Origin of the sequence: Streptomyces antibioticus (assembly GCF_002019855.1) — a bacterium.
GTDB lineage: Bacteria > Actinomycetota > Actinomycetes > Streptomycetales > Streptomycetaceae > Streptomyces > Streptomyces antibioticus_B.
Genome location: NZ_CM007717.1, coordinates 174,353 through 198,700 on the forward strand (window position 1 = coordinate 174,353; position 24,348 = coordinate 198,700).

The 24,348-nt window shown below is 70.1% G+C and carries 26 protein-coding genes and 1 pseudogene; 10 read left to right on the top strand and 17 right to left on the bottom strand.

The window, feature by feature from the left end; all coding sequences use genetic code 11:
• Nucleotides 1–38: 38 nt before the first annotated feature.
• The 9 genes and pseudogenes from menC to AFM16_RS00830 all read right to left on the bottom strand — a co-directional run bounded on the left by menC (nt 39) and on the right by AFM16_RS00830 (nt 10,097).
• Nucleotides 39–1,151 (bottom strand): o-succinylbenzoate synthase, encoded by a 1,113-nt coding sequence (menC, locus tag AFM16_RS00790; protein ID WP_078631620.1) that lies wholly within the window; start codon nt 1,149–1,151, stop codon nt 39–41.
• Nucleotides 1,148–2,170: a GNAT family N-acetyltransferase gene (locus AFM16_RS00795; RefSeq protein ID WP_179123235.1), complete on the bottom strand. Its 1,023-nt coding sequence runs from the start codon at nt 2,168–2,170 to the stop codon at nt 1,148–1,150. The genes menC and AFM16_RS00795 overlap by 4 nt, the downstream gene beginning before the upstream one ends.
• A 13-nt stretch (nt 2,171–2,183) precedes the next feature.
• Nucleotides 2,184–3,356 (bottom strand): M20 family metallopeptidase, encoded by a 1,173-nt coding sequence (locus tag AFM16_RS00800; RefSeq protein WP_078631622.1) that lies wholly within the window; start codon nt 3,354–3,356, stop codon nt 2,184–2,186.
• A 274-nt stretch (nt 3,357–3,630) separates the two neighbouring features.
• A pseudogene (locus AFM16_RS00805) lies at nt 3,631–4,371 on the bottom strand (ATP-binding protein); the annotation flags it as partial.
• A gap of 72 nt (nt 4,372–4,443) precedes the next feature.
• The gene (locus AFM16_RS00810; RefSeq protein WP_078631624.1) at nt 4,444–5,388 is read right to left on the bottom strand and encodes a MarR family winged helix-turn-helix transcriptional regulator; all 945 of its coding nucleotides are present in this window, start codon (nt 5,386–5,388) and stop codon (nt 4,444–4,446) included.
• Between the two features lie 649 nt (nt 5,389–6,037).
• Nucleotides 6,038–7,507, bottom strand: coding sequence for an MFS transporter (locus tag AFM16_RS00815; protein ID WP_078631626.1), 1,470 nt, complete (start codon nt 7,505–7,507; stop codon nt 6,038–6,040).
• A gap of 32 nt (nt 7,508–7,539) precedes the next feature.
• Entirely contained in the window at nt 7,540–8,199 is a 660-nt protein-coding gene (locus AFM16_RS00820; RefSeq protein ID WP_078631628.1) for a hemerythrin domain-containing protein, read from the bottom strand.
• Between the two features lie 93 nt (nt 8,200–8,292).
• On the bottom strand, nt 8,293–9,639 hold the full coding sequence (locus AFM16_RS00825) for a cation:proton antiporter (protein WP_078631630.1): 1,347 nt from the start codon (nt 9,637–9,639) through the stop codon (nt 8,293–8,295).
• A gap of 59 nt (nt 9,640–9,698) precedes the next feature.
• A complete protein-coding gene (locus AFM16_RS00830) occupies nt 9,699–10,097 on the bottom strand; it encodes an NADPH-dependent FMN reductase (protein ID WP_245177939.1) in 399 nt (132 codons plus the stop codon).
• A 344-nt stretch (nt 10,098–10,441) separates the two neighbouring features.
• On the opposite strand from AFM16_RS00830, the gene AFM16_RS00835 reads away from it, so the two are divergent.
• From AFM16_RS00835 to AFM16_RS00850, 4 genes are all read left to right on the top strand, one after another.
• Nucleotides 10,442–10,906: a hypothetical protein gene (locus AFM16_RS00835; protein WP_245177585.1), complete on the top strand. Its 465-nt coding sequence runs from the start codon at nt 10,442–10,444 to the stop codon at nt 10,904–10,906.
• Between the two features lie 6 nt (nt 10,907–10,912).
• A complete protein-coding gene (locus AFM16_RS00840) occupies nt 10,913–12,298 on the top strand; it encodes a hypothetical protein (protein WP_078631633.1) in 1,386 nt (461 codons plus the stop codon).
• Nucleotides 12,295–12,606: a hypothetical protein gene (locus AFM16_RS00845; protein WP_078631635.1), complete on the top strand. Its 312-nt coding sequence runs from the start codon at nt 12,295–12,297 to the stop codon at nt 12,604–12,606. Before AFM16_RS00840 ends, AFM16_RS00845 begins: the two co-directional genes overlap by 4 nt.
• Before the next feature lie 318 nt (nt 12,607–12,924).
• A complete protein-coding gene (locus AFM16_RS00850; protein ID WP_078631637.1) occupies nt 12,925–14,022 on the top strand; it encodes a MerR family transcriptional regulator in 1,098 nt (365 codons plus the stop codon).
• Nucleotides 14,023–14,212: 190 nt separating this feature from the next.
• Here AFM16_RS00850 and AFM16_RS00855 read toward each other — a convergent pair whose 3' ends face one another.
• The 4 genes from AFM16_RS00855 to AFM16_RS00870 form a co-directional block, all read right to left on the bottom strand.
• Nucleotides 14,213–15,493 (bottom strand): MFS transporter, encoded by a 1,281-nt coding sequence (locus AFM16_RS00855; protein ID WP_078631639.1) that lies wholly within the window; start codon nt 15,491–15,493, stop codon nt 14,213–14,215.
• Between the two features lie 101 nt (nt 15,494–15,594).
• Nucleotides 15,595–16,014, bottom strand: coding sequence for an arsenate reductase ArsC (locus AFM16_RS00860; RefSeq protein WP_030788651.1), 420 nt, complete (start codon nt 16,012–16,014; stop codon nt 15,595–15,597).
• Nucleotides 16,007–16,765: an aquaporin gene (locus tag AFM16_RS00865; protein ID WP_051780567.1), complete on the bottom strand. Its 759-nt coding sequence runs from the start codon at nt 16,763–16,765 to the stop codon at nt 16,007–16,009. The genes AFM16_RS00860 and AFM16_RS00865 overlap by 8 nt, the downstream gene beginning before the upstream one ends.
• Nucleotides 16,762–17,139, bottom strand: coding sequence for an ArsR/SmtB family transcription factor (locus tag AFM16_RS00870; protein WP_030788655.1), 378 nt, complete (start codon nt 17,137–17,139; stop codon nt 16,762–16,764). The genes AFM16_RS00865 and AFM16_RS00870 overlap by 4 nt, the downstream gene beginning before the upstream one ends.
• A gap of 113 nt (nt 17,140–17,252) precedes the next feature.
• Here AFM16_RS00870 and arsM point away from each other — a divergent pair, with 113 nt between their 5' ends.
• Nucleotides 17,253–18,158 carry an arsenite methyltransferase gene (gene arsM / locus AFM16_RS00875; protein ID WP_078631641.1) on the top strand — a complete coding sequence of 302 codons (906 nt, stop codon included), beginning with the start codon at nt 17,253–17,255 and terminating at the stop codon, nt 18,156–18,158.
• Between the two features lie 56 nt (nt 18,159–18,214).
• Nucleotides 18,215–18,940: a DUF5958 family protein gene (locus AFM16_RS00880; protein ID WP_078631643.1), complete on the top strand. Its 726-nt coding sequence runs from the start codon at nt 18,215–18,217 to the stop codon at nt 18,938–18,940.
• 82 nt (nt 18,941–19,022) lie between these two features.
• On the opposite strand, the gene AFM16_RS00885 is transcribed toward AFM16_RS00880, so the two are convergent.
• Nucleotides 19,023–19,658, bottom strand: coding sequence for a hypothetical protein (locus AFM16_RS00885; RefSeq protein ID WP_078631645.1), 636 nt, complete (start codon nt 19,656–19,658; stop codon nt 19,023–19,025).
• Nucleotides 19,659–19,770: 112 nt separating this feature from the next.
• Between AFM16_RS00885 and AFM16_RS00890 the strand changes: the two genes are divergently transcribed.
• Nucleotides 19,771–20,313, top strand: a complete 543-nt coding sequence (locus AFM16_RS00890; RefSeq protein WP_051780569.1) for a hypothetical protein — start codon at nt 19,771–19,773, stop codon at nt 20,311–20,313.
• Between the two features lie 23 nt (nt 20,314–20,336).
• Here AFM16_RS00890 and AFM16_RS00895 read toward each other — a convergent pair whose 3' ends face one another.
• The 3 genes from AFM16_RS00895 to AFM16_RS00900 all read right to left on the bottom strand — a co-directional run bounded on the left by AFM16_RS00895 (nt 20,337) and on the right by AFM16_RS00900 (nt 21,798).
• Entirely contained in the window at nt 20,337–20,873 is a 537-nt protein-coding gene (locus tag AFM16_RS00895) for a hypothetical protein (RefSeq protein ID WP_078631647.1), read from the bottom strand.
• Nucleotides 20,837–20,998: a hypothetical protein gene (locus AFM16_RS39240; protein ID WP_167797128.1), complete on the bottom strand. Its 162-nt coding sequence runs from the start codon at nt 20,996–20,998 to the stop codon at nt 20,837–20,839. Before AFM16_RS39240 ends, AFM16_RS00895 begins: the two co-directional genes overlap by 37 nt.
• A gap of 212 nt (nt 20,999–21,210) precedes the next feature.
• A complete protein-coding gene (locus tag AFM16_RS00900) occupies nt 21,211–21,798 on the bottom strand; it encodes a thioredoxin domain-containing protein (RefSeq protein ID WP_167797129.1) in 588 nt (195 codons plus the stop codon).
• 215 nt (nt 21,799–22,013) lie between these two features.
• On the opposite strand from AFM16_RS00900, the gene AFM16_RS00905 reads away from it, so the two are divergent.
• The 3 genes from AFM16_RS00905 to AFM16_RS00915 all read left to right on the top strand — a co-directional run bounded on the left by AFM16_RS00905 (nt 22,014) and on the right by AFM16_RS00915 (nt 24,295).
• Nucleotides 22,014–22,346 (top strand): NUDIX hydrolase, encoded by a 333-nt coding sequence (locus AFM16_RS00905; protein ID WP_256861260.1) that lies wholly within the window; start codon nt 22,014–22,016, stop codon nt 22,344–22,346.
• Nucleotides 22,347–22,478: 132 nt separating this feature from the next.
• A complete protein-coding gene (locus tag AFM16_RS00910; protein WP_078631651.1) occupies nt 22,479–23,474 on the top strand; it encodes a Dyp-type peroxidase in 996 nt (331 codons plus the stop codon).
• A complete protein-coding gene (locus AFM16_RS00915; protein WP_179123237.1) occupies nt 23,471–24,295 on the top strand; it encodes a family 1 encapsulin nanocompartment shell protein in 825 nt (274 codons plus the stop codon). Before AFM16_RS00910 ends, AFM16_RS00915 begins: the two co-directional genes overlap by 4 nt.
• The last annotated feature ends 53 nt before the right edge of the window (nt 24,296–24,348 follow it).

Below are 24,348 nucleotides of genomic sequence, written 5' to 3' on the forward strand. Positions count from 1 at the left end.
GAATCGTGGCGACGGCTCGTCGTCGCGGAGTGGTGGTGCTACGGGGCGGAAACCGGAATCCACGTCGTCCTGGTCGTCACCGCGTCCAGCACCGCCGGGATCGGAGTGACGCCGAGCCCGGGCCCGTCCGGCACCGCCAGATGCCCGTCGGCGAGCCGGAACGGCGGCGTGATGTCGGTCCGGTAGTAGCGGTCGGAGGCCGATGTGTCGCCCGGGAACCTGAACCCCGGCAGCGCGGCGAGCGCGACGTTCGCGGCCCGGCCCAACCCGGTCTCCAGCATGCCGCCGCACCACACCGGAACGCCGTGCGCCGCGCAGACGTCGTGGATCCGGCGCGCCTCCAGGTATCCGCCCACCCGGCCCGGCTTGATGTTCACCACCCGGCAGGCGCCGAGCGCGAGCGCGTCGGCGGCGGCACGGGCGGAGACGATCGACTCGTCCAGGCAGATCGGCGTGGCGATCCGGGTGGCGAGTTCCGCGTGCCCGAGCAGATCGTCCTGTGCGAGCGGCTGCTCCAGCATGAGGAGGTCGAACGGATCGAGCCGCGCCAGATGCCGGGCGTCGCCCCGGCCGTACGCGCTGTTGGCGTCCGCCTGGAGCGGGATGTCGCCGAAGCGCTCGCGGACGGCACGGACCGGCTCGACGTCCCAGCCGTGCTCGATCTTCAGCTTGATGCGCAGATAGCCGGCCTCCAGATATCCGGCGATCTCGTCGAGCAGGGCGGGGATCGACTCCGTGATCCCCACCGACACACCGCACGGGACGGTGTCGCGTACGGCTCCGAGTGCCTGCCCGAGGGCGACGCCGCGGGCGCGGAGCCCGGCGTCCAGGACGGCCGTCTCCAGCGCGGCCTTGGCCGTACGGTGCCCCTTGAACGCGGCCAGCGCCGGGGCGACGCGGTGCGCGTCCAGGTCAGGGACGTTCGCGAGGGCCGGGACGAGGAAACGGCTCAGAACGTCTGCCGCCGCGTGGGTGTATTCGGAGGAGTACAGGGGCGCGGTGCCCGCGCAGCACTCGCCCCACCCCTCCGACTCGTCGGTGACGACCCGCAGCAGGAGCGCCTCGCGTACGGACTCGGTGCCGAACGACGTCCGGAACGGGGAGACGAGGGGCATCTCGAGGGTGCGGAGTTCGACTCCGGTGATCTTCACGCTGTCTCCTGCGGTGTGTCGCCGGGAAGGGTTTCGTACCGGTGACTGTCGTCGCGTCGTGCCTGCCGCGCGGCGGCCGGGGCCGGCGTGGGCGCTTCGAGGTCTACGACGTACCAGCCCGCGCGGTCGAAGCCGCGCACCCGGGCGCCGTGGTCGAGCAGCCCGCCGAGCACCTCGCGTACGGCCTTGCGCCAGAGCGCGGCGCACGCCGGGTCCTTCTCCCGCAGGGCCTCGATGTCCTCCGGTACGGCCACCAGCGCGGTGCGGGCGCCGCTCCCGACAGGGGTGGCCAGCGGCGCGCCGGTGGCGGAGGCGTGGAGTGCCACGGTCGCGCCGTCCGCGCGGGCGGCCTCCGCGTCGATCAGTCTCGGGGCGCCCGCGCAGGCGGACTCGACCTCGTGCGAATCCAGGCGCCAGCGCACCAGGATCCGGTCGCTGTCGTCGCTGCGGTTGATGCCGTCGTCGATCGGACCGTAGAAGTCCGGGAGATACGCGGCCGGTCCGGCGGCCAGTTTCGCGATGTTGAAGTAGGCGTTGCGGCGGATCAGCGGGTCGTAGGTCCAGCAGATCTCGTGGACACCGCGCGCCATCGCCCAGGCCCGCTGGTGCAGTTTCAGGGCGAAGCCGATGTTCCGTCGTCGCGCCTGCGGGAGCACCCCCGCGATGTGGCTGTGCAGCGCCTGCCGCTCCGGAGGATAGAAGAAGCCGAAGCAGGATCCGACGAGTTGATCGCCGTCGAAGGCACCGCTGACGTAGCTGCCGGCCGTCGCCATCGCACGCAGCAGGTCCGCCGTCACCGGGGGGCTGTGCTCGCCGGTGCGCCAGACGCGCTCGTACAGACGCCGGACGTCCTCGAGTTGGCCGACGGAGTCCAGGGAGTCGACGGTGACGCCTGCGGCCAGTGCGGCGGCTCGGGCGGTGGAGTGGGCGGCGGCGACGCGAGGAGGGGCCGTGCGGCCACCGTCATGGTCGCGCTCGCTGTCGCGCTCGCTCTTGCGATCGCTGAGAAGATCAGTCACGCCGGTCATGGTTTCAGTCCCTTCCGCCGCACATCTGGTCCGCGGGCACCGGAAGTCGGGCGCCGTTTCGTCCGGGCGCACAACGGTCCGGCGCGGCCAGCAGGTCGGCGACCAACGCCGTCAGCAACCGTGTCCGGCGCGGGAGTTCGGCCATGATCACGTGCTCGTCGTCGGCGTGAGCGCCTCCGCCGACCGCCCCCAGCCCGTCGAGGGTGGGGGTGCCCACGCCCGCGGTCAGGTTGCCGTCGGAGGCTCCGCCCACGGCCACTTGGCGGAGCGGGCCGATCCCGAGATCCCGCGCCATGCGCTGTGCCCGCGCGAACAGCTCCTGCGACGCGACGGCTTGCAGCGGCGGCCGGTTCGGGCCGCCTCTGACCTCTACGACGGCCCCGTCCAGCCCTGCCCGCAGGTTCCGCATCGCGGTGTCGACCCGCTGCTGTTCGGCCGTGTCCCGTACCCGCACATCGACGTCGAACCGCGCCGAGCCGGGGACGGTGTTGGTCGTCGTGCCCGCCTCCGTGCGGGTCGGCGTGACGGTCGTGCCCCGCGTCGGATCGCCCAACTGGGCCACGGACAGGATCTGTTGAGCGGCCTCGATCGTCGCGTTCACCCCTCGTTCCGGCTCCAGACCGGAGTGGGCGGCCCGTCCGCGTATGCGCACCTCGTAGCGAGACACTCCCTTGCGCTCGGTCTTCAGAGCACCGTCGGGGCCGGCCGCCTCCAGCACGAGAACGGCGTCGTTCCGGCGTGCCTCGCTCTCGATGAGTTCCCGGGAGGAGGGGGAACCGGGCTCTTCGTCCCCGGTGATCAGGAGTGTCACGCCGTCCAGGGGGTGTGGGCGGTCGGTCGACGGGGTCAGGGCGGCGAGGGCGTGGAAGGCCATCACCAGACCGGCCTTCATGTCGAAGCAGCCCGGACCTCGCAGTACGCCGTCGCGGACCTCGCACGGGTGGCTGTCCAGCGATCCGATCGGCCACACCGTGTCGTGGTGCCCCAGCAGCAGCACGCGCGAGGTCTCGCCGAAGCGCCAGCGCAGATGCGTACGGCCGTCGATGACAATGCGCTCCGCCTCGGCTCCGAGGCGGGCCGCGCCCATCTCGGCGACCGCGTCGGCGCTACGGGCGACCGCGGCGAGATCCTCCGAGGGGGACTCGCAGCGCACGAGCCGTTGGACATCGGCGATCATCGCGGCTTCACGCTCGCGTTCTCGGACTGCTCGTCCCGGGTTGTGGTTCGCCACGGCGCGGCGTTCTGTCACGGCGGACACCTCCAGATGCGTCCACCTCAGGATGGTGATGCGCGCGATCGAGGACTTCGTCCGGCGGACCAACGTCGGACGGTGTGGTTGGTGAGGGGGGATGAAGAGTGGAGCTCGCCCTGGCCGAACTCGAAGCCGCCGGAGGAGCTGGCGGTGACCACGCCCATGTGGGGGTTGTCCCGGCGGGGGCCGGCATGGTCGGCAGGACGGACGGGAGGACCACTTCGAGGCGCTGTCCGCCGACCTCGACCACGACCAGCTCGCGCGGCAACTCCGGTTCGGCGCCAAGCACTTCGGCGGGCGGCACGAACGGCTCCAGGGTGTTGACGAAGCCGGTCTCGATCCAACGGGTGTGCACGGTGAAGGGCTCGGTGGTGAAGGCCGGGTCGGTGACGACGGCGCGGTGGAAAGGGAGGACGGTGGCCATGCCGTCGACGGTGAACTCGGCGAGCGCGCGGGCCGCCCGCTGGAGGGCCTGTTCGCGGGTGGCGCCGGTGACGATCAGCTTGGCGAGGAGAGAGTCCCAGGCCGGCCCGATCACACTGCCGGACTCGACGCCGGAGTCCAGGCGGACGCCCGGCCCCGACGGCGGTGCGAACGTGGTGACGGTGCCGGGCGCGGGCAGGAAACCCCGGCCGGGGTCCTCGCCGTTGATACGGAACTCGAAGGAGTGGCCGCGCACCTGCGGGTCGCCGTACCCGGGTTCCTCGCCGTCGGCGATACGGAACATCTCGCGCACAAGGTCGATGCCGGTGACCTCCTCGGTGACCGGGTGTTCGACCTGGAGGCGGGTGTTGACCTCCAGGAAGGAGATCGTGCCGTCCCGGCCGACGAGGAACTCCACGGTGCCGGCGCCGACATAGCCGGCCTCCCGGAGGATCGCCTTGGACGCCGCGTACAGCTCCGCGTTCTGCGCGGGGGTCAGGAAGGGGGCCGGGGCCTCCAACGCGACAGGAATGGGGCGTGCGGTCAACCCCCGCTGGGAAAAGGCAGGTTGACTGCGGGTATTCGTGGCTCAGCCACGCCTTCCGGCTGTTTCGGCGACGCCAGGGTGAGCCGGTTCGAGGAGCTGTACGAGCAGGCCCCGCAGCTCCTCCTCGCCGCCGGGCCCGAGCAGGGCCGACACCTCGGCGGCGAGCTGGTCGACGGCCTCGGCGACCGTCTTGAGCTGGGTGTGTCCCAGCTCGGTCAGCTCCAGGGCGTGGCGGCGCCGGTCGTGCGGGTCGCGGCCGCGGTGGACCATCCCGCCGTCGACCAGCTCGTCCACCAGTTGGGAGGTCGCGGGTCCGGTGATGGCCAGCTCCTGGGCGAGCCGCTGCTGCGGGCAGGGGCCGGAGGCGGCCAGGATGGAGAGCGGCCCGTAGTGGCGGACCCGCAGCCCGGTCCCGGCCAGCTTCTCGTCGCCGAGCCGGCGCAGCCGGTGGTGGGCCTGCTCGACCAGGTGCTCGGTGCCCTGCACGAGGTCCTGGGTGCTCTGCGGGAGGAGCCGCGCGAGCAGGGTGTTGAGCCGGGTGACCTGTTCGGGGCTGAGCGCGGCGGTGAGCCGGGCGTCCCGCTCGGCGACGGCGCGGCGGCCCGCCTCGACGGCGGCGCGGCCTTCGTCGGTGAGGGAGAGGATGTACTGGCGGCGGTTGTCCGGGTTGCGGGTGCGGAGCACCTGGTGCCGCGCCTCCAGGCGGTCGATGACGCCGACCATGATGGTGCGGTTGATGCCGAGCCGCTCGGCCAGGTCGAGCTGGGAGACCCAGTCGCCGCCGGTCAGCGCGTCCAGGACGAGGAAGTCCCGGGAGTCGTCCTCGGGGCCGTCGGCGAAGGTGGTGAACTGCGCGAAGACCCGGCGCAGGAGGTAGCCGATGAACCCGGTGAGCGCTTCGGGCAGAACCCCGGCGACCTCGGCCGTGGCCTCCGCCTCCGACTCGGATCCTCGCCTCGCGCCGCGCTCGCCTCCCACGATCGTCATCTCCCCTCCGAAACCGGAAACCGAGTATACGGCGGATGGGGGCGGCGGGACCGGGGGCGGGGGCCTGCCGGACCGGGGCCGGAGGCCCTACGGGACCGGGGCCGGGCGGGGGCGCGGGCCCTGCGGGACCGAGGGCAGGATCGGGCGCCCGGCCCCATCAGGCCCAGCCCGGGATCGGCCCCCCGCCCCCGCTGAACAAGGCCCGGAGCGGCGGGCGCACGAGCCCCACAGAATCGGCCCGGGATCAGGCACTCGGCCTCGCGGGGCCGGCACCCGGATCACCGGGCTGCGGCCCGCCTCGGTCCGCCCTGAGCCCCTGTTCAGGGAGGCCCACGCGGGACGCGTCGGACCGCACTCGGACCACGCGCACGGTCCCGCCGGATCGGAACCGGGCCAGGCGCACAAGCCCTGCCGGGCCAGGGCCCGGATCACCGGACCGCTGCCCGCCGGGGCCCGTTGTCGTACCCCGTCCTTGGGGGACGCGCCGCACCGGCCCCAGACCAAACGCACCAACCCCGCCGGATCGCACCCGTCACACCAACCCCCGACCCGCCGAAACCCACCGCACGCCGCCGTTCACGCACGCGCACGCGACACGCCTGGCCCCGCCCGGAGGGGGGCCGGAGGCGGCCCGTCTCAGGGGGCGCCCTCAGTGTGGCTGGGGCTGCGGTGCCGTGGCTCTGATGGTGGTCAGGGTCACGATCAGCGCGATCAGATAGATGCCGCCGCCGATGAGGAGGCCGTAGGCGTAGCCGGCGGTGAGCGCTTCGGCGCGGTCGCCGGGCAGGTTGTGGTCGGTGATGACGGAGGCGGTCGCGGCGAGGACGGCGAGGCCCACCGCGCCGCCGATCTGCTGGCTGGTGTTGATCAGCCCGGCCGCGATGCCCGTGTCCTCCGGGGAGACGCCGCGCACGCTGATGACGGTGACCGTGACGAAGACCAGGCCGAGGCCGAACCCGCAGACCAGTTGGGCGGGCAGGAGGACGGCGAAGGCGTTCTGGCCGGGCTCCAGGAAGCTGAGCCAGACCATGCCGGCGACGCCGATGACCAGTCCGGTGGCGATGACCGATCGCTCGGGCACCTTGGCCAGCAACCGCGGTCCGACACCGCCGGCCGCGAAGCCGATGCCGATGGCGAAGGGGAGGTAGGCGAGGCCGGTGATCATCGGCTCGTACCCCTTGACGATCTGCATGTAGAGGGTGAGGAAGTAGAACGTGGCGAACATGCCCGCCCCGATCAGGAACATCACCGCGTTGGCCCCGGCACGGCTCCGGTCGGCGAGGACCGAGCCCGGCAGCATCGGCGCCCGGCCGGCGCGCTGGATGACGACGAACGCGGCGATCAGCACGACCGCGACGGCCAGGGCGATCAGGGTGGTGCCGTCGTCGAGGCCCTTCTCGCCGGCCCGGTTGATGCCGTAGACGAGGGAGCCGAACCCGAACGTGGCGGTCAGCGCGCCGGACACGTCGACCTTGCCGCGGTCCCGCCCGCCCTCCTTCAGGACGCCGGTACCGATGAGGACCGCGACGGCGATCGGGATGTTGATGTACATGACCCAGCGCCAACTGAGGTACTCGGTCAGCGCCCCGCCGAGCAGCAGGCCGACCACGGAACCCAGCCCGCCCATCGCCCCGTAGACGCCGAGCGCCTTGTTGCGCGCCGGGCCCGCCGGGAAGGTGGAGGCCAGCAGGGAGAGCGCGGTCGGTGCCGCGATCGCCGCGCCGACGCCCTGGAGGACCCGGGCGGCGATCAGCGCCTCGCCGCTGCCCGCGAGACCGCCGAACAGCGAGGCGAGGGTGAAGATCACGAGTCCGGCGCGGAACACCCGGCGGCGGCCGAAGAGGTCACCGGCCCGGCCGCCGGCCAGCAGCAGACCGCCGAAGGCGAGCGCGTAGGCGGTGACGATCCAGCCGAGGCGGGCGTCGGAGAGGCCGAGCGCGCTCTGCATGCTGGGCAGGGCGACGGCCACGATCGTGTTGTCGAGGACCAGCATGAGCTGGGCGGCGGCGATGACCGCGAGGGCGAGCCCGAGCCGTTCCCCGGACGGGGTCGGCGCGGCGGTGCCCGGGGGTGTGGCGGGGCCCGGTGGAGCGGCTTCGGTTCTGTCCTGCGTCGACATGAACGTCTCCAGAAGGGGTGCGGGGAGGGAGGTCAGCGTCCTGCGGCGTCCTTGACGGCCCAGATGTCGAGGTCCTCGTAGGCGGCACGCCACTCGGTCTCGTAGGCGGCGCGCAGCGGGGGCGGCAGCTTGCCGAGGATCACGGCGACCCGGGCGGCGTCGATGTCGTCCAGGAGCCACGGGAGGTAGCGGTTGGCGTCGCTCCCGATGCGGTCCTTCTGTTCGGCGCTGAACGCCGCCCACTGCTGCGGGCTCAGGGTCAGGTCCATGAGCGCGAGCGCCTCCCGCTCCTCGTGGTCGAGGTGGGCACGGAGGTCGGTACAGAACGTGTCGACGAGGCCGCCGAGGCGTTCGGCGCCCGAGTCCCGGTCGGCGAGCGCGGCGTCGATGTCGGCCAACAGCGGGTCGATGACCGCGTGTTCGTCCTCCATCGCGTCGAGCAGCGCGATCTCGGAGCCGGCGCCACGGCCGACCAGCGCCTCGTACATCACCGGCCACAGGGTGCGGTCCTCGGAGGTGTGGTGGGCGGTGAGGAACTTCTTGAACAGCTCCCAGCCGACCGCGGTGCTCAGCACGTGCCGAGGGTCCTCGTCCACCCGGGAGGTGATCCGTGCGATGCGCTCCAGTTCACGGCGGAGCGCGTCGTGGATGGCGAACATCATCGTCATGTCGAGGTTCTTGAAGTCGCCCATGTCCTCTTCCCTCCTGCACGTGTCCGGCTTGGAACGACAGTATCGTCAAACTACCTAACTATCAAGCTTCCAACCATCAGCGATCCAAGCTCTCTACGGCGCCGGACGCGCTCCCCCGGCGCGGGCGCCGACGGTGCCCTGCACGCCGTCCGGCCGCCGCTCCCCGTCCACCGGCTCGCCGACCTGCGCTTCTTCCCCCTCCAGGGCGTCCTCGGGCATCCCCTCGCGGATCCGGTCGAGCGCCGGCGAGGTGGCCGCGGTGGTGATCAGTGCCATCAGGACGAGGATCGTGAACAGGTCCTGGCCGGTCACGCCGAGGCCGAGGCCGACGTTCAGCACGATCAGCTCGGTCAGCCCGCGGCAGTTCATCAGCGCGCCGATCGACATCGCGTCCCGCCAGGACCGGCCGGCGAGCCGGGCCGCCCCGGTCCCGCCGCCCCACTTCGCCGGCACGGCCACCGCGAGGACCGCACCGGCCCACAGCCACTGCACCGGGTCCGCGGCCGGCAGACCGACGTCCGCGCGCAGACCGGTGGTGACGAAGAACAGCGGAAGCAGCACCGGCACGGCGAAGGCCCGCAGCCGGGCCGTCTGCAACTCGATGACCCGGCTGCCGCGCGGCGTCACCGCACCGAACAGGAAGGCCCCGAACAGCGCGTGCACACCGATCAGGTCCGTGGCCAGGGCACTCAGGCACAGCCCGCTGAAGAGCACCACCAGGACCATGCCGTCGGTGGAGACCCGCTCGGCGCGGGCGGTCAGCCGGGCCGGCACCGGACGCACCACCGCGACCATGAAGAGGGCGAAGCCGACGGCGGACAGCGCGGTGGTGACCGCCTCCATGGGCGAGCCTGCCGACGACACGGCGACCACCGCCGCCAGCAGACACCAGGCGGTCACGTCGTCGAAGGCCGCGCAGGCCAGCGCCGGCACGTCCAACGGCGTCCGGTACATGCCCCGGTCCACCAGGATCCGCGCCATCACCGGGAACGCGGTGGTGCTCATGGCCACCGCGATGAACAGGACGAACGGCAGCCGCTCCATGCCCTCGGGCGCGAACGAGTCGTACATCCCGAGGGCCAGGAGCGTGCCGAGGCCCAGGGGCAGCGCGATGCTCGTCATCGAGACCGCCGCCGCCGTACTGCTCTGCGCGCGCAGCGAGCCGATCCGCAGCTCGTGCCCGACGAGGAACATGAAGATGAGCAGCCCCAGGTACGGCAGACAGGACGCCGGCAGGAGCCACTCCTGCGCACCGGGCAACAGCCACCCCAGGAACGAGGGACCGAGCAGCAGGCCGACGGCTATCTCGCCCACCACGGGCGGCTGGCCGGCACGGCGCACCAGGCGCGCGCCCAGCGCACAGAGAAGGATCACCGCCGGGACGGCGATCAGGAGATCGGGAAGGGGATCGGTCGCGGCGGCGGCAGCGGCGGCGGCCATCAGTACTCCAGAGGGAATTCGGAGCTCGGGGGGTCTCACTGGGGAGCCAGCCGGGAGTCTCAGACGCCGTACGGGCGTACGGACTTGGCGTCGCGCAGGGCCAGCGCCCACCAGAGCAGTTGGTCGAGCATGAGCTTGGCCGCGGCCTCGGCGCCCTCGGACTCGGTGGGGAACCGGCCCTGGGCGTCGTAGTGTTCGAGAACGCGCGGGAAGAGCACCGCGTCCTTCATGCCGACCGCGTGGAACTCGGCGAAGATCTGCCGCAGATGCTCCACCGCGCGCACTCCCCCGGTCAGCGACAGTCCGTAGCCGACGAAGCCGACGGGCTTGGCCTCCCACTCGGACCGGAAGCTGTCGATCAGGGTCTTGAGCGGGCCGGGGACGCTGCGGTTGTACTCGGGGACGATCAGCACGAACGCGTCGGCGGCGGCCAGCCGGAGCCGCAGCGCCACCGCCACGGGGTCCAACGCGTCGAGACTGCCCGGTAGTTCGTAGTCCGGATTCTCCGGTTGTCGATCACGAGTGGTCGGTCGGCGATCACGAGTGTTCGGAGTCCGGAATCCCGCGCCCGTTTCCATGACCGGAGGACGGAGACCCAGGCATACGCCGAGGGTCCGTCTCCCGCATTCGTCGTAGACGGGACCCCAGCAGGGCAGGGCAGGTCGGCCGAGCCTGGCGGGGCCGTATCCACGTGTCGCACGGATCCCGTGGCGACCGTCTCTGGAGGCGTGGGCAGGTCGCCGGTTACAGTCGGTTGGATCATGGACTCCGCGCGGCGGAGTACGGGGACGGGGGACGACGTATGGCTTGGGACGAGTGGGAACACCTCAAAGCCGAGGCGGCGGAGCAACACGATGCCGCCACGCGGATGCAACTGAATCAGTACCCCGCCGACGGCGGCGGAGGCGGGGGCGGGGCCGCGCCGGGAGGCAAGGGCGATGAGCTCCGCGTCAGCCACGAATCACTGAACGGGAACGCGAACTCCCTGATCGAACTGGCCGGTTTGCTGTACGAGGGCCGGCCCGACGGCGACCTCTGCACGACGGCGCGCGCACCGCGCTCACATCCGGACGTCGCCGCGAAGGTCGACAGGTTCGCCCGCTTCGCGGACGACCAGTACCAGGACGTGACGTCCCTGCTCGCCGCCTTGTCCACGCGGCTCAGGGACGCGAACGGCACCTTCGTCACGTACGACGGTGAGGTGGCCGGAGGCATGATGAACGCCATCCTCGAACTGGGCGTGTACGTCGCCCCGGAAGACCGGTGACCGGCCATGGCCTACACCTACCGCCAGGACGTCCGCTTCCTCGACGACTGCAACCCCGCGCTCGTGGAGCGCAACGCCCTGGAGTTCAAACGGCTGCGCGATCTGCTGCTCGACGTCGAGCCCGGCGCGCGGCGGGCTGCCACCCACACACGGTGGGTGAGCGAGAACCGCAAGCCGTACGACAACCGCCTGCGGGAGGCGCGCGATCTGATCACGCACCTCGCCGACGGGTACGACAAGGCGCAGAGCGCGCTGCTGCACTACGCGTCGGCGCTCGAGACCGCCAAGTCCCACTACTCGGACGGCAAATCGGCGGAACAGACGCTGGCCGGCCTCATATCCCAGGTCGCGGACGCCGTGACGCGCGAGGCGCAGGAGGCGGGGCCCATGCGCCAGTGGGAGGACTTGCGGGGCACGACCGGTTTCCTGGACTGGGCCGCCGAACTCACCGTGGACATCGACGACATCAAGGACGACGCGAACCGCGCCCACGACCAGGCCAGTGCGGCGTACCATCGCGCCAAGACGGTGGAGGGCGAGGCACGGGACGCGTGCACGACGGCGCTGGACGCCGCCTACAAGGCCCTCCCCGACTTCCGCGGCGGTGACTTCGTCGACGCCAAGAGCCTGATCGACGCCATACCCGCGCTGCGGGCGGAGGCCGCCGAGGCCGCCCGGGATCCGCTCACGCACCTCCCCGGCAGCGGGTCCAAGGCGGAGTTCACCAAGGCGGTCGGGAAGGACGACGTGTCGGCGTCCCTCGCGGACATCCGGATGCGCCTGACCGGGCTGCCGGAGGCCACCGACGCCTACTGGGCCGTACCGAGGAGCGCCGAGGAGCGCGCCGAGTGGATCGCGGCGAACAAGGAGATCATCATCGCGGCGGCGGAACGTTCCGGCCTGCCGCCCGACATGGTCGCGGGCATCGCCTGGCAGGAGGTGGGCGGCCAGTGGGGCTGGATGGACGACGGTGTCGACACCCTCCGCGGTCTCGCCGAGGACGGCTGGCTGCCCGGCACCCCGGAGAACCTGCCGTCGCGGCTGGGCGGTTCGCCCGACGAGACGTCCTTCGGCCCCATCGCCATCCAGGTACGACGGGCCGCGGAGGTCCTGGGGTACGACCCGGCGAACCTCACGGACGGACAGCGGGACACCATCGAGGCCGCGCTCCAGGACCCCGGGCAGAACATCTTCATCGCCTCCGAGTACCTGGCCATGCTCAAGGAGGAGAGCGGCTTCGCCGACGTACCGGCGGACCAGATGACGCGCGAACAGCGTCAGGAACTCGCCGCCCGCTACAACGGCGGCCCCTACTGGCAGGATGACCAGGCCCAGGGCTACGGCCGTGGCTTCGACAGGAACCTGGACGACGCGAGGAGCGCCCTGAAGTGACCGCCCTGCCACGAGGCCCGTGGGGCGTAGCCCTCGCGCTCGCCTACGCCCTCAACACGTATGTCGCGTACGGGGCGTTGACGATCCACCCCCAGGGCACCTGGGACGAATCGACCCTGACGGCCATCGAGTTCGCCTCAGCTCTCCTGATCGCCCTGGGCACGCTCACCTTCCTGCTCACCCTGTTCCCCGTACGCCGCCACACCCTCAGCCGCTGGTGGCTGACACCGGCCGTCCTGTTCCTGACGGTGGGCACGGCGCGCTGGGCGTACATCGTGCAGACGTATCCGCAGGGTGGGGGGAGTTGAGGGGGGTGCCGCCCCCGGCCTGAGCGAGATGCAGCTCCTCCTATCGCAAGGGCGAGCCCGACTCTCGGGAGGCACCCCGAGCCAGACCCTCCAACGCAGTTCAAGAGCCCGGTCGCCTTACTGCCGACCGGGCTTCCTCGTGCGCAGTGCCGGGCGTGACTGTCCTATGGAGGGAAGGGCAGATGCCTATGAACTTCTCAGCGCCCCGATCCGCACGTCCGGGACTCCGGTAAGACCCCTCTGAGTCCACCTCTCAGCACTCTTGACCCTCACGTGGCGTCAGGCCGCACCCTCGATGGCATGGAGGATCACTGGACAGTGGGACGCGTGGCCGAACTGGCCGGCGTGAGTGTGCGCACCTTGCATCACTACGACGAGATCGGACTCGTGTGTCCGTCGGCTCGGACCACGGCCGGGTACCGGGCCTACTCGGCCGACGACGTGGAGCGGCTCAGGGAGGTGCTGGCCTACCGACGGCTGGGCTTCGGACTGCGGGAGGTGGCACAACTGGTCGGCGACCCGTCCACCGACGCGGTGGCGCACCTGCGCCGACTGCGCGGCCTGCTGCTGGAACGACGTCACCGCACCGACGCCATGGTGACGGCCATCGACAGGGAACTCAACGCACGGGCCAAGGGGTTGAAGGTGACACCGCAGGAGCAACTGGAAATGCTAGGGGCCAGGCTGTACGACACGATCGGCGGCGCCTACACCGCCACTCGGCGGACGGAACCACGGATCGCCGCACAGATCATGGACGCGCTCGGGGACGCGCAGACAGTCCTGAACGTCGGTGCCGGCACAGGCTCCTACGAGCCCACGGACCGCGACGTGACCGCCGTTGAACCCTCGGCCGTCATGCGGGGGCAACGGGCTCCCGGCGCGGCGCCGTGTGTGGCCGCCGCCGCGGAGAGCCTGCCGTTCGAGGACCACTCCTTCGACGTCGCGATGGCCGTCTCCACCGTCCACCATTGGGAGGACCCGATCGCGGGGCTGCGCGAGATGCGGCGCGTGGCCCGCCGCGTGGTGGTGCTCACCTTCGACACCGACGAGCCCGAATGGCAGGACCGGTTCTGGCTCACCCGCGACTACCTGCCCGAGTTCGCCGCCGTTCTCGCCGACTTTCCCTCGCTCGCCGCGATGTCCGAGGCGATCGGCGCCCGCGCCGAGCCGGTACCCATCCCCTGGGACTGCGCCGACGGCCTGTTCGAGGCGTACTGGCGCCGACCGAGCGCGTACCTACAGGACCACGTGCGCCGCGCGATGTCCGTGTGGACACGAGTAGGCCACCAGGCCGAGCAGCGGGCGGTACAAACCCTCACCGACGACCTCGACTCCGGTCACTGGGCCGAGCGCAACGGCCACCTCACCCACCTCGACACGGCGGATCTCGGCCTATGTCTGCTGATCGCCTGACCGGACTCCGGTCACCGGCCACCGTCACCGACCCTGCATCTCCGGGCGGTCGGTCGGGGCCGAAGCCGCTGGACAACGGGTTCAGGTGCCAGAGCGTCCAGAGCATGGCCACGTTCAGGCCGCGGCCCAGCTCCGTTCACAGGAACCACCGACGAAGGCACTGGACCGGAGCCGCCTTGCGTCAGCAGTTCTAGACAGGCTCGCCGTCGTAGTCTGCCGAAGAATTCGACGCGGGCAGTTCCCTGGTCTTCGCAACAGGGCTGAACACCAGAAGAAGCCACGTGAAGGCCAGCGGAACCGTCATGACCCACATCGTCGGGCGAATGCCGATGACTGAGCCGAGCACCCCTCCGAGGGCGGATCCGATGGCGATCGCGCCTTGGTTGGTGGCCATGGCAGCGGACGAGACGCGCCCCAGCAGGTACGTAGGGCAGTAGTTCTGGCGAAATGTGCCGACCACGACATTGCCCACGGCGACGCCCACACCGAGGAGAAACGCCCCGGTACCGAACAGCAGCAGGCCAACCCTGGGCGTGGTCAGCGGCAGAAGGAGGGCGAAGGGGCACGCCAGCGCCTGCGTGAGCACCATGGCGCGCCCTGTGCCCCAGCCTCGGCACAGCCGTGTGGCCATCAGAGCGCCCAGAGTCCCTCCGAGACTGGCGCACATGACCAGCAGACCAACCGCGCCGGTACTGACACCGATGGTGCGGACCAGGAAGATGACCTGAACCGCCTGGTAGCCCATCAGCAGGAAGTTGAGAGTGGCGCCGTAGATCACGATGGGCCGCAGGTAGGGATCGCGCCCGAGGAAACGCAGGCCCACCGCGATCTCCCCCACGAGATGCTTGGCCGCACGTGTCTGACGTGGGGACCTTTCCTCCGGCGTCCGGATGCCAAGCAGGCACACGGTGGACAGGAGGAAGGTCAGTGTATCCAGCAACAATCCGACCGTAACGCCGAGGACTTCAGCGACGAAGCCGGCCACGCTCCTGCCCAGCACACGCGTTCCGGCCTCACTGACCTGTAGCTTCGCGTTCCCGTCGGCGAGGTCTTCCCGCGGCAGGACGGTCGGCACGTATGCGTGGCAGGCCGTGTTGAAGAACACCGCTGAGGTGCCGCAGGCCAGTGCCGTGACGAACAGGTGAGTGATTGTCAGCCACTCCAGCCAGCCCGCGATGGGCACGCTGACGTACATCGCCGCGGACACCAGGTTGCAGACGATCATGACGCGGCGCTTGGGCAGCCTGTCGGCCCAGGCCCCGGCGGGCAATCCGACGAGCAGCCACGGGAGCCACACCGCTGCCGCGAGAAGCCCTACCTCCAGGGAGTCGGCCTGCAAGGCCAGTACGGCCACGAGAGGCAGTGCGATCGTGGTGATCCCGTTGCCCAGACCGCTCGCCGTCTCACCGATCCACAGCAGGCGAAAGTCCCGCTGCGTCAGCGCACCCCATCGACTCCTCTTCGCAGGCACAGCCGTCCCCTCCCCCACTCACGGCAGAGCTACCCAGGCCAGAAGGAGGAGAGGGTCGGACGGGCAGGTGGGAGATCTGCGCGAGCGCGTGGCCTGCGCTGTCAGTGAGGGGTCAGTTGCGAGATCAGGGCCCTGACCCGGCTCTCGATCTCGTCGCGGATGGGACGTACGGCATCGACACCCTGCCCCGCGGGGTCTTCGAGCTGCCAGTCGAGGTATCGCTTGCCGGGGAAGACCGGGCACGTGTCCCCACACCCCATGGTGATGACCACGTCGGATGACTGGACCGCCTCGACCGTGAGGATCTTCGGGGTCTCGGCGGTGATGTCGATGCCCACCTCCTTCATGACCTCGACGACGGCCGGGTTGACGCCGCCCGCGGGCGCAGAGCCGGCGGAGCGGACCTCGACGCGGTCGCCGGCGAGGTGGGTGAGGAAGGCGGCGGCCATCTGGGAGCGGCCGGCGTTGTGGACGCAGACGAACAGCACCGATGGACGTGAAGTGGCGGGCGAACTACTCATGGTCAACGGCCTTCTCGGGAGTACGGATCGGTGAGGGGACGGCAGGTGACGGTTCGCCGACCGGGACCGGAGCAGCGCGGCCGTAGATCACGGCGACGGCTCCCAGGCCGACCACGGCTCCCAGCATCTGTGCCGCGATGAACGGGGCGACCGAGGCGGGAGCGATGCCGGCGAAGGTGTCGGTGAACGCCCGGCCGATGGTCACCGCCGGGTTCGCGAAGGACGTGGACGAGGTGAACCAGTACGCGGCCCCGATATAGGCGGCCACCGCGGCGGGGGCGCGCGCTGCGCGGCCGACCCGGACGAGGCCGAAGATCAGGAGGATCAGTCCTGCCGTGGCGACGACCTCGCCCAGGAGCAGGTGCCCCGCGGACCGGTCGTGGGTGGAGAACTTGACCAGCGGCTCGGCGAACATCGCGTCGGCCAGCACCGCACCGCCGATCGCACCCGTGGCCTGAGCGGGCACGTACGCGACGACATCCCGCAGGGCGAGGCCGCCGTGCGGATCGCGGCGTCCGGTGAACCAGGCGGCGAGCGTGACGACCGGGTTGAAGTGCGCGCCGGACACGGGCCCGAGCAGCAGGATGAGCACGCCCAGGCCGAAGACCGTGGCGAGGGAGTTGGCGAGCAGTTGCACGCCGGTGTCGTGGGTCAACTCGGTGGCTTGGATGCCGGAGCCGACCACCACCGCCACCAGCAGCGCGGTGCCGATCGCCTCGGCGGCGGCGCGGCGGCCGAGGGAGGCGTTCACGCGTCGGCTCTGGCGGGCTGCGTGGAGGTGGTCAGGAACGCGGCGAGTCCGTCGAGTACGCCGGGCAGCACCCAGTAGTAGACCCAGGTGCCGCGGCGCTCGCAGTCGATCAGCCCTGCCTGGCGGAGAAGCTTGAGGTGGTGGGAGATCGTCGGCTGGGACAGTTCGAAGGCAGGCGTCAGCTCGCAGACGCACACCTCACCGCCCTGGCCGCGCGACGCGATCATCGACATCAGCCGCAGCCGGACCGGGTCCCCGAGGGCCTTGAAGACCTTCGCCAGGTCGGCGGCCTGGGTCTCGTCCAGGGGCGCGGCGGACAGACCGGGGCAGCAGGCGGCGTCCTGGCCGATCACCTCGAGCTCTTGTTTTGACATGCCTCTATGTTGACGTTTTTCGATTCAAGGCGCAAGGTTGTATCGATGAATGTCGATGCAGGCCGCCGTTCCGGAGGCCCGCTACGCCCCGTGGCCTTGGGAGTGAGCAGGACATGAACCAGCCGAACACCACCACCGACCTGCGTGAGACCGTCCGCCAGCGGTACGCGGCGGCAGCCGTGAAGGTCGCCGAGGGCAGCAGTGGCTGTTGCGGGCCCGAGCCGGTCGAGGACGACGACAACTTCGGCTCCACCCTCTACGCCGCCGACGACCGTGCCGTTCTCCCGGCCGAGGCCGTCGCCGCCTCGCTCGGCTGCGGCAACCCCACGGCTGTTGCGGACCTGCGTGCGGGCGAGGTCGTCCTCGATCTCGGCTCCGGAGGCGGTATCGACGTCCTGCTCTCTGCCCGACGCGTCGGCCCCACCGGCAAGGCGTACGGGCTGGACATGACCGACGAGATGCTCGCCCTGGCCCTCGCCAACGCGGCGAAGGCCGGCGCCACGAACGTGGAGTTCCTCAAGGGCACCATCGAGGCGATCCCGCTCCCCGCGAACACGGTCGACGTCGTCATCTCCAACTGCGTCATCAACCTGTCCACCGACAAGCCCGCCGTCTTCGCCGAGACCTACCGCGTGCTGAAGCCCGGCGGACGGTTCGGCGTCTCGGACGTCGTCGCCGACGACACCCTCACCCCCGACCAGCGGGCCGAACGCGGCGACTACGTCGGCTGCATCGCCGGTGCCCTCTCCTTCGCCGAGTACCGTGCCGGTCTGGAGGCGGCCGGCTTCACGGACGTCGAGATCACCCCGACCCACGCGGTCGCCGACGGCATGCACTCGGCCATCATCCGCGCCGCCAAGCCTGCAGCCGCCACCGGGACGGACACCCTTACGACGACTGCCGCGGACGATGCCTGCTGCGGCGTCACCGCCTGCTGCACCCCGGCCGAGCAGGCGACGGACCCGTCCGCCACCGTGAGCGAGGCCAAGAGCGCCGCGGGGTGCGCCTGCCAGAGCTGACATCGCTCCACCCTCGAGCTCGATATTTCGAGTCGGCTCCGGCCCAAGATCGGGGGATGGGTCTGAACGTAGTCGTCGGCGTGCTTGGCAATGCCGAGGACAACCACACCTCGATGGTCCGCGCCGAACTCGTCGCGATCGGCAAGCTGCTGGAGCGTGCGGGAGCGCCGCAGTGGGCTGAGCCCGAACTCGATGATGGGGAGGGCGCGGACTTCGAGGCGTGGGGCTGTGCGGGCTTGCACACCGTTGGCCGTCTTGCTGTTCGCCTTGCGGCGAGCGAGCGCCTGCCCAAGAAGGCGCGGGGCGGATATCGGCTTCGCCCGCGCTCGGCCTCGTGGAACCATCAAGCGATGACCGAAACGAGCAGAGACGACGGCCACACCTTCCGGCGGGAAATCGAGCGGGTCGTCAATGAGATCGCCCAGGGGCTCCGTACGTTGGACGACGGTTCGGGCTGGTTCTCCGGCCTCGCCCCGACACGTCGTCAGGAGGTGCTGCAGGAGGTCGCCGGTTATGCGATGCAGGCACACATCACCTCTGCGGACGGCCGGGCGGGCGTGGCGAAGTCCGGTGTGAAGCCCACGGCCAACCCCTCGGTGATGATCTGCATGGACCCGCCCCGCTACGGGTTCGCGAGCCTTCCCGCCAACGAACATGTGAAGGCGTTCCGTGTCCTCGTCTCCGTGTTCACCGTCGCCGACACGCGCCGCCGCGAGACGTACTGCAAAGGCACCTGCGGACACGCGTGGCACAACCTGCCAGCAGAAAACGTGCAGCCGTAGCACTCGCCACACCCCCGACCGGGCCAGTCATCCGGCAGGGGCCCGCCCTCTTCGCGTCCTCCACCGGATCATCGCTCCACGCCTAGAGGGGCTCGGCCGACGCAGGAGAGTCGAGTGCGCGCGAGAGGGCGGCTGTCACGAGAGTGCCGTGGTCAGGCAGGTGCCCGGAGGCCCAGTCGGCTGTCAGCGCAAGGAAGTCTGCCAAGTTGCGTTCGACGCCGGCGAGCAGGTGGCGGAGCTGGGTGACGGACAGCTCGATCACCGGGCTGTCGGCCTCCTCGGCGTTGACAGTCAGCCGGACGACGTCGCCGAAGCGTTCCGCAACCGGCGACACGGGATCGTGGCCGAATCCGAGCAGGCTGCCGCCATCGATGAACTGATGCCAGTCGCGCCAGTCCTCCAGTCCATCGCAACAGCCAGGGAGGAAGGTGACACCCGTGGCCGTGTCGGTGACTCGCAGGCCGCCCGCCGCGAAGAGGTGATCGAAGGTCAACAGTCCATGAAGAAACGCGTCAAGTGCACCGGCGGGACGACACGGACGGTCGCCGGCCGGGTCGATGTCATTGCAGCCGGCGATGCGCATCACCGCCGTCCCGACCTCGGCAGATGAGAGCGAACCGCTGAGAGGCAGGAAGCCGAACGGTTCGATCTCGGCGACGGGCCAGAGGTCGAAGCCCTCAGGGGTATATATCTCCAGAACGGGTTGCATGACGATCACCCGGCGAAGTGTTCCGCATTCCCACCTGCGTCGCCTCACGATTAGCACCAAGGGAGTCCAGGGCGTTGGTGTGCACACACCGGCCGACGTCGAGGATAGGCAGCGAGGACCAGTGAGCACGGATTCACACCGGAGAGAACCACAACGCGATCTGAGTACCTGGCCGTTCGAACACCTCCAGGCGCTCATCGCGGACACTCACGACTGGCCACAGCTCGAGTCGGTCCGCGTCGTCGCCCAGCAACGCGCCTACGACACCGACCGGTCTCGCGACGCACGCCGACACTGGGCTGAACTGTCGCTGCTGGCGAACAGGCGCATGCTGGACAGCGGCGTCGAGGGGTCGGTGCGCGAACTCCAGCAGGAGTTCGCGCTGCGGACCTGGGTCATCGAACGCCTCGGTCCCGACGACGACAACTCGGCCTGGAATCCCGATGCGTTGGGGGCCGACACGCTCGCCATGCTGGACCTTTCGCCATCGGATGCGGCGGCCTCTGCCGGCAACTGGAGTGAGCTTCCCATCGAGCAGATCCGCGAGCTACGGCGCTACAAGAACCTGACAGCGCACCTGGAGCGGCTCATCGGACATCTGCGGCCCGGTCCGACGCGCGATCTGCTTCTCCTCTGGATCGAGACCCGCGAACTCCTGCCCTGACCGGTCTGGGCCGACGGGAGCCCTCAGTAGGTACGAGAATCCGGTACCGGGTGTGCGCGGAGGGCGGGGTCGAGCAGATGAAGGGGTGGTTCGGTCAGGGCTTCGTCCTCGCCGTAGCCGGTTGCGGTCAGGAAGTCGGTCTCGATGGGCGTCAGGTCCGTGATCAGGGCGTCGAGCGGATACGTGTCGACGAAGCGGGCTCGGGCGTCGGTGACGAGCATGACCGCGAGGGGTTCGTCGCCGGGCATCGGAAGGCTGGGGTAGATGTCGCCGCCCCAGTACAGGACTGGTGCCTCGGTTCCGGGGTGTGCGAAGCGGCCCGCGCCGGCCAGCATCAGCAGGTCGGTCTGGGCGCTGGTCTCCTCGCCGTGGTACGCGTACAGATACACCTCCAGCGCCTCACCCCGGTGGCGGATCAGGTTGAAGCCCTGGGCGGCGCGGGGGGCGAGTAGCTGGAGGGGAGATTTGGTCCGGTCGGCGCGGATCCCGGCCGCTGCCTGCGGGTAGTGGGCGGCAGTCTCGGTCAGGTCCCAGTCGGGGTGAGCGCGTCGACGGCCCACCCCGTGTACATCGCGGACGGGTTCTCGATGATGTCCGGGCCGGGCAGGGGCGTACGCAACCACTCGTCGAAGCCGTCGCGCGACATCGGTATCCGAGTGGCCAGCATGAACGAACGAGCACCCACCAAGTGCCTCCTCGGGGCAACAGCACGGATCCGAACGGCATCAGCCGACAACCGGCCCTGACTTCATCCGGCGCCTCGCACAATAACCCCACCCACCGACACCGCTTCGGGCCCGCGCGCTTCCGCAACCGCCGTTGACGGAGGCTCCGTCTCCTGGCAACGCGCCTGCGCGAGCGGGACGATTGCCCCCGGCCCCTCCCCGTGATCTGCCGCTATTTCTGGAGTTCAGACAGGAATTCCTGCGGAGTCAGGGCAAGGGATTCTCCGTCTGCGTTGACCACGGGAATCACCTCACCGTCGTACCACAACACCGGCGTCCCGATGACCCCGAACGACGAAAAAGACCCAACCGTCTCGCCCGCCCAATTCAGGTACACGTTGTCCGTGACCTTCCTGTCGAATTCAGCAGACCTCAACCCCTCCACCTTCCCCGCCTGCGACAACAATTCCGACGTTTCGGAGAATTTGTCATCGACGGGCGGGAACGGCTGCGCCGCGAACAGGGCGGCCAGGTAGTCGACGAATTCCTTCTGGCCGACGTCGGCGGCCGCGGCGAGGGCGCTCAGGCCGCGTTGGGAGCCGATGCCGCCCACCGTGTCGTCGATCGTCGCGGCGAAGTGGAACTTGACGACCAGCTTTCCCTCGTCGGCGGCCTGGCGGAAGGTTTGCAGGAGGTTTTCCGACATGGTGCGGCTGGCTCGGTCGCGGAGTTCGAGGAAGACCTGGAGTACGTGCGGGGTGTTCAGGTCTCCGTAGTAGAGGGTCGTGCCGCCGGGGCCTGTCGTGTTGGCGGGAGTCATGAATCCAGCGTGGCACAGGGGTCTGCCGTCCGCTTGTGTCATGTGCTCCGGTTGTTGCCGCCCATAAAGGCCGTTGGAGAAATCGCCGAAATGCGTACGGCGCCCGGCCCTCGCGGATCACACTCGGCCGAAGGAAAGGGCAGTCGGCTGTCAGGCAATCGAGGGAGAGGTGTGCCGTGGCCGTGGGGCAATGTGCCGGAGGCGTGGTGCGGGCGGTGGTCGTGTACGACGGGCGGGTGCTGCTCGTGGCGCAGCCCGAGCGTTGGGGGTTGCCCGCCGGTGTTCCGGAAGCCGGCGAGACCGCGGCGGCCTCCGCCGCGCGTGCCGTGTACGAGCTGACCGGGTATCTCGTGGACGGCTCACAGACGCTGGCGTCCCCGGACGGCGGAACGCCGGCTGTCGTGTGCCAACTGTTGAGCGAGTCGCCGTCAGGGGGCGGCAGCCTTGCGCGGGCGCAGGTTCGCTGGGTGCCGCTCGCGGAGGCCGTTGTCCATGCCGATGTGCCTGGGGCGGTGCGGAGCTATCTACGGGGGCACATGCCCGCGTGAGGGCGCACCTCCCGTTGCCGAAGGGTCGTCGTGAACGGGTGCAAGCCGAGCGATGCGCGTCCCCGTACCGCAGGATTGGTGGGGACGCTCCGACGACGCCGCCTGTGTGAAGGATGAGGAGGACTGACTCCCGTGGTCGAGTCTCAATCCGTGCTCGCCCCACCGGCCAAGGCCGCCGTGTTTCTCGTGGTCACGGTGCTGCCCGGAGGGGAGGACACGGTTCGCGGGCTGCTTGAGGACGTCGCGGGGATCCGGCGGTCCGTGGCCTTCCGCGCACCGGACGATCAGCTCACGTGTGTCGTCGGTATCGGTTCGGCCGCCTGGGATCGGTTGTTCGGCGGGCCTCGGCCGCGGGGTCTGCATCCGTTCGTCGAATTGAACGGCGAGCGGCATCGGGCTCCGTCGACCCCCGGTGACCTGCTCTTCCATGTGCGGGCCCGTCGTATGGATCTCTGCTTCGAGATGGTCCGTGTGGTCGCGGAGCGGCTGGCCGGGGCCGTCGCCGTGGTGGACGAGGTGCATGGGTTCAAGTACTTCGACGAACGGGATCTGCTCGGCTTCGTGGACGGCAGCGAGAACCCCGAGGGGCAACTCGCGGCCGATTCCGTCTTCGTCGGCGACGAGGATCCCGAGTTCGCCGGCGGGAGTTATGTGACGGTGCAGAAGTACCTGCACGACATGAATTCCTGGAACGCCCTTCCGCCGGATCAGCAGGACATGGTGATCGGGCGCCGCAAACTGGACAATGTCGAGCTGAGCGACGACGTCAAGCCCGAGGATTCCCATGTCGCCGTGAACACCGTCACCGACGACGACGGCAACGAGCTGAAGATCGTGCGCGACAACATGCCGTTCGGCAGGGTGGGACAGGCGGAGTTCGGCACGTATTTCATCGGCTATTCGAGCAGTCCGGATGTGATCGAGCAGATGCTCCGCAACATGTTCCTCGGCACGCGTCCGGGGCTGCACGACCGGATCCTCGACTTCTCGACCGCCGTCACCGGCAGCCTGTTCTACGTTCCGACCGCCGACTTCCTGGACGACCTGCCCGACCTCCCCAGCGCACCGGGGGCAGGGGCGGGCGACGGTTCGCTGGGGATCGGCAGTCTCAAAGGAGTCCGAGCATGAGCACGCCCCATGACATCAGCAACCTGCACCGCGAACTCGCCCCCGTCACGCCCAAGGCGTGGGCCGAGATCGAGGACGAGGCGCGTCGGACGTTCCGGCGCAACCTGGCGGGCCGGCGCGTCGTGGACGTCACCGGACCCGACGGGCCCGAGCTGGCCGCGGTGGGCACCGGACATCGCACCGCGATCGAAGCCCCCGCACCGGGCGTGACGGCCCAACTCCGCGATGTGCAGCCCCTGGTGGAGTTCCGGGTGCCGTTCAAGGTGACCCGTGCCGCCGTCGACGACGTGGAGCGCGGCGCGAAGGACTCCGACTGGCAGCCGGTGAAGGACGCGGCGCGCGCCATGGCCTTCGCCGAGGACCGGGCCGTCTTCGACGGGTACGCGGCGGCGCACATCGACGGGCTGCGCGGGCGCACCTCCAATCCGGTGGTCGGCCTGCCCGCCGAGCCCCGCGAGACCCCTGACGCGGTCAGCCGCGCCCTGACGGCGCTGCGGCTCGCCGGTGTGCAGGGACCGTACGCGCTGCTGCTCGGCGCCGACGTCTATACGGCGGTCAGTGAGACCTCCGACCACGGTTACCCCATCGCCGCGCACCTGAGCCGCATGCTGGACGGGGATCCGATCTGGGCGCCCGCGCTCGAAGGGGCCTTTCTTCTCTCCACACGCGGCGGGGACTTCGAGCTGCGGCTCGGTGAGGATCTGGCGATCGGCTACACGGCGCACGACGCGACCGAGATCGAGCTGTACTTCCGCCAGACGCTGACGTTTCTCACGTATACCGACGAGGCCGTGGTGGCCCTCGGCAGCGTCAGCGTCTGACCATATCTTTTTGTCGTCGCTCTTTGTGTCGGCGCACAGACTTTGTTGTCGCC

Coding starts and splice junctions, on each gene's coding strand:
- AFM16_RS00800 (WP_078631622.1), bottom strand. CDS start 3,356: ATGATCGCCGATGTCCAACGGCTCGTGCGCTGCGAGTCCCCCTCGGAG.
- AFM16_RS00810 (WP_078631624.1), bottom strand. CDS start 5,388: ATGACGATCGTGGGAGGCGAGCGCGGCGCGAGGCGAGGATCCGAGTCG.
- AFM16_RS00815 (WP_078631626.1), bottom strand. CDS start 7,507: ATGTCGACGCAGGACAGAACCGAAGCCGCTCCACCGGGCCCCGCCACA.
- AFM16_RS00820 (WP_078631628.1), bottom strand. CDS start 8,199: ATGGGCGACTTCAAGAACCTCGACATGACGATGATGTTCGCCATCCAC.
- AFM16_RS00825 (WP_078631630.1), bottom strand. CDS start 9,639: ATGGCCGCCGCCGCTGCCGCCGCCGCGACCGATCCCCTTCCCGATCTC.
- AFM16_RS00835 (WP_245177585.1), top strand. CDS start 10,442: ATGGCTTGGGACGAGTGGGAACACCTCAAAGCCGAGGCGGCGGAGCAA.
- AFM16_RS00840 (WP_078631633.1), top strand. CDS start 10,913: ATGGCCTACACCTACCGCCAGGACGTCCGCTTCCTCGACGACTGCAAC.
- AFM16_RS00860 (WP_030788651.1), bottom strand. CDS start 16,014: ATGAGTAGTTCGCCCGCCACTTCACGTCCATCGGTGCTGTTCGTCTGC.
- AFM16_RS00870 (WP_030788655.1), bottom strand. CDS start 17,139: ATGTCAAAACAAGAGCTCGAGGTGATCGGCCAGGACGCCGCCTGCTGC.
- arsM (WP_078631641.1), top strand. CDS start 17,253: ATGAACCAGCCGAACACCACCACCGACCTGCGTGAGACCGTCCGCCAG.
- AFM16_RS00880 (WP_078631643.1), top strand. CDS start 18,215: ATGGGTCTGAACGTAGTCGTCGGCGTGCTTGGCAATGCCGAGGACAAC.
- AFM16_RS00900 (WP_167797129.1), bottom strand. CDS start 21,798: ATGACTCCCGCCAACACGACAGGCCCCGGCGGCACGACCCTCTACTAC.
- AFM16_RS00915 (WP_179123237.1), top strand. CDS start 23,471: ATGAGCACGCCCCATGACATCAGCAACCTGCACCGCGAACTCGCCCCC.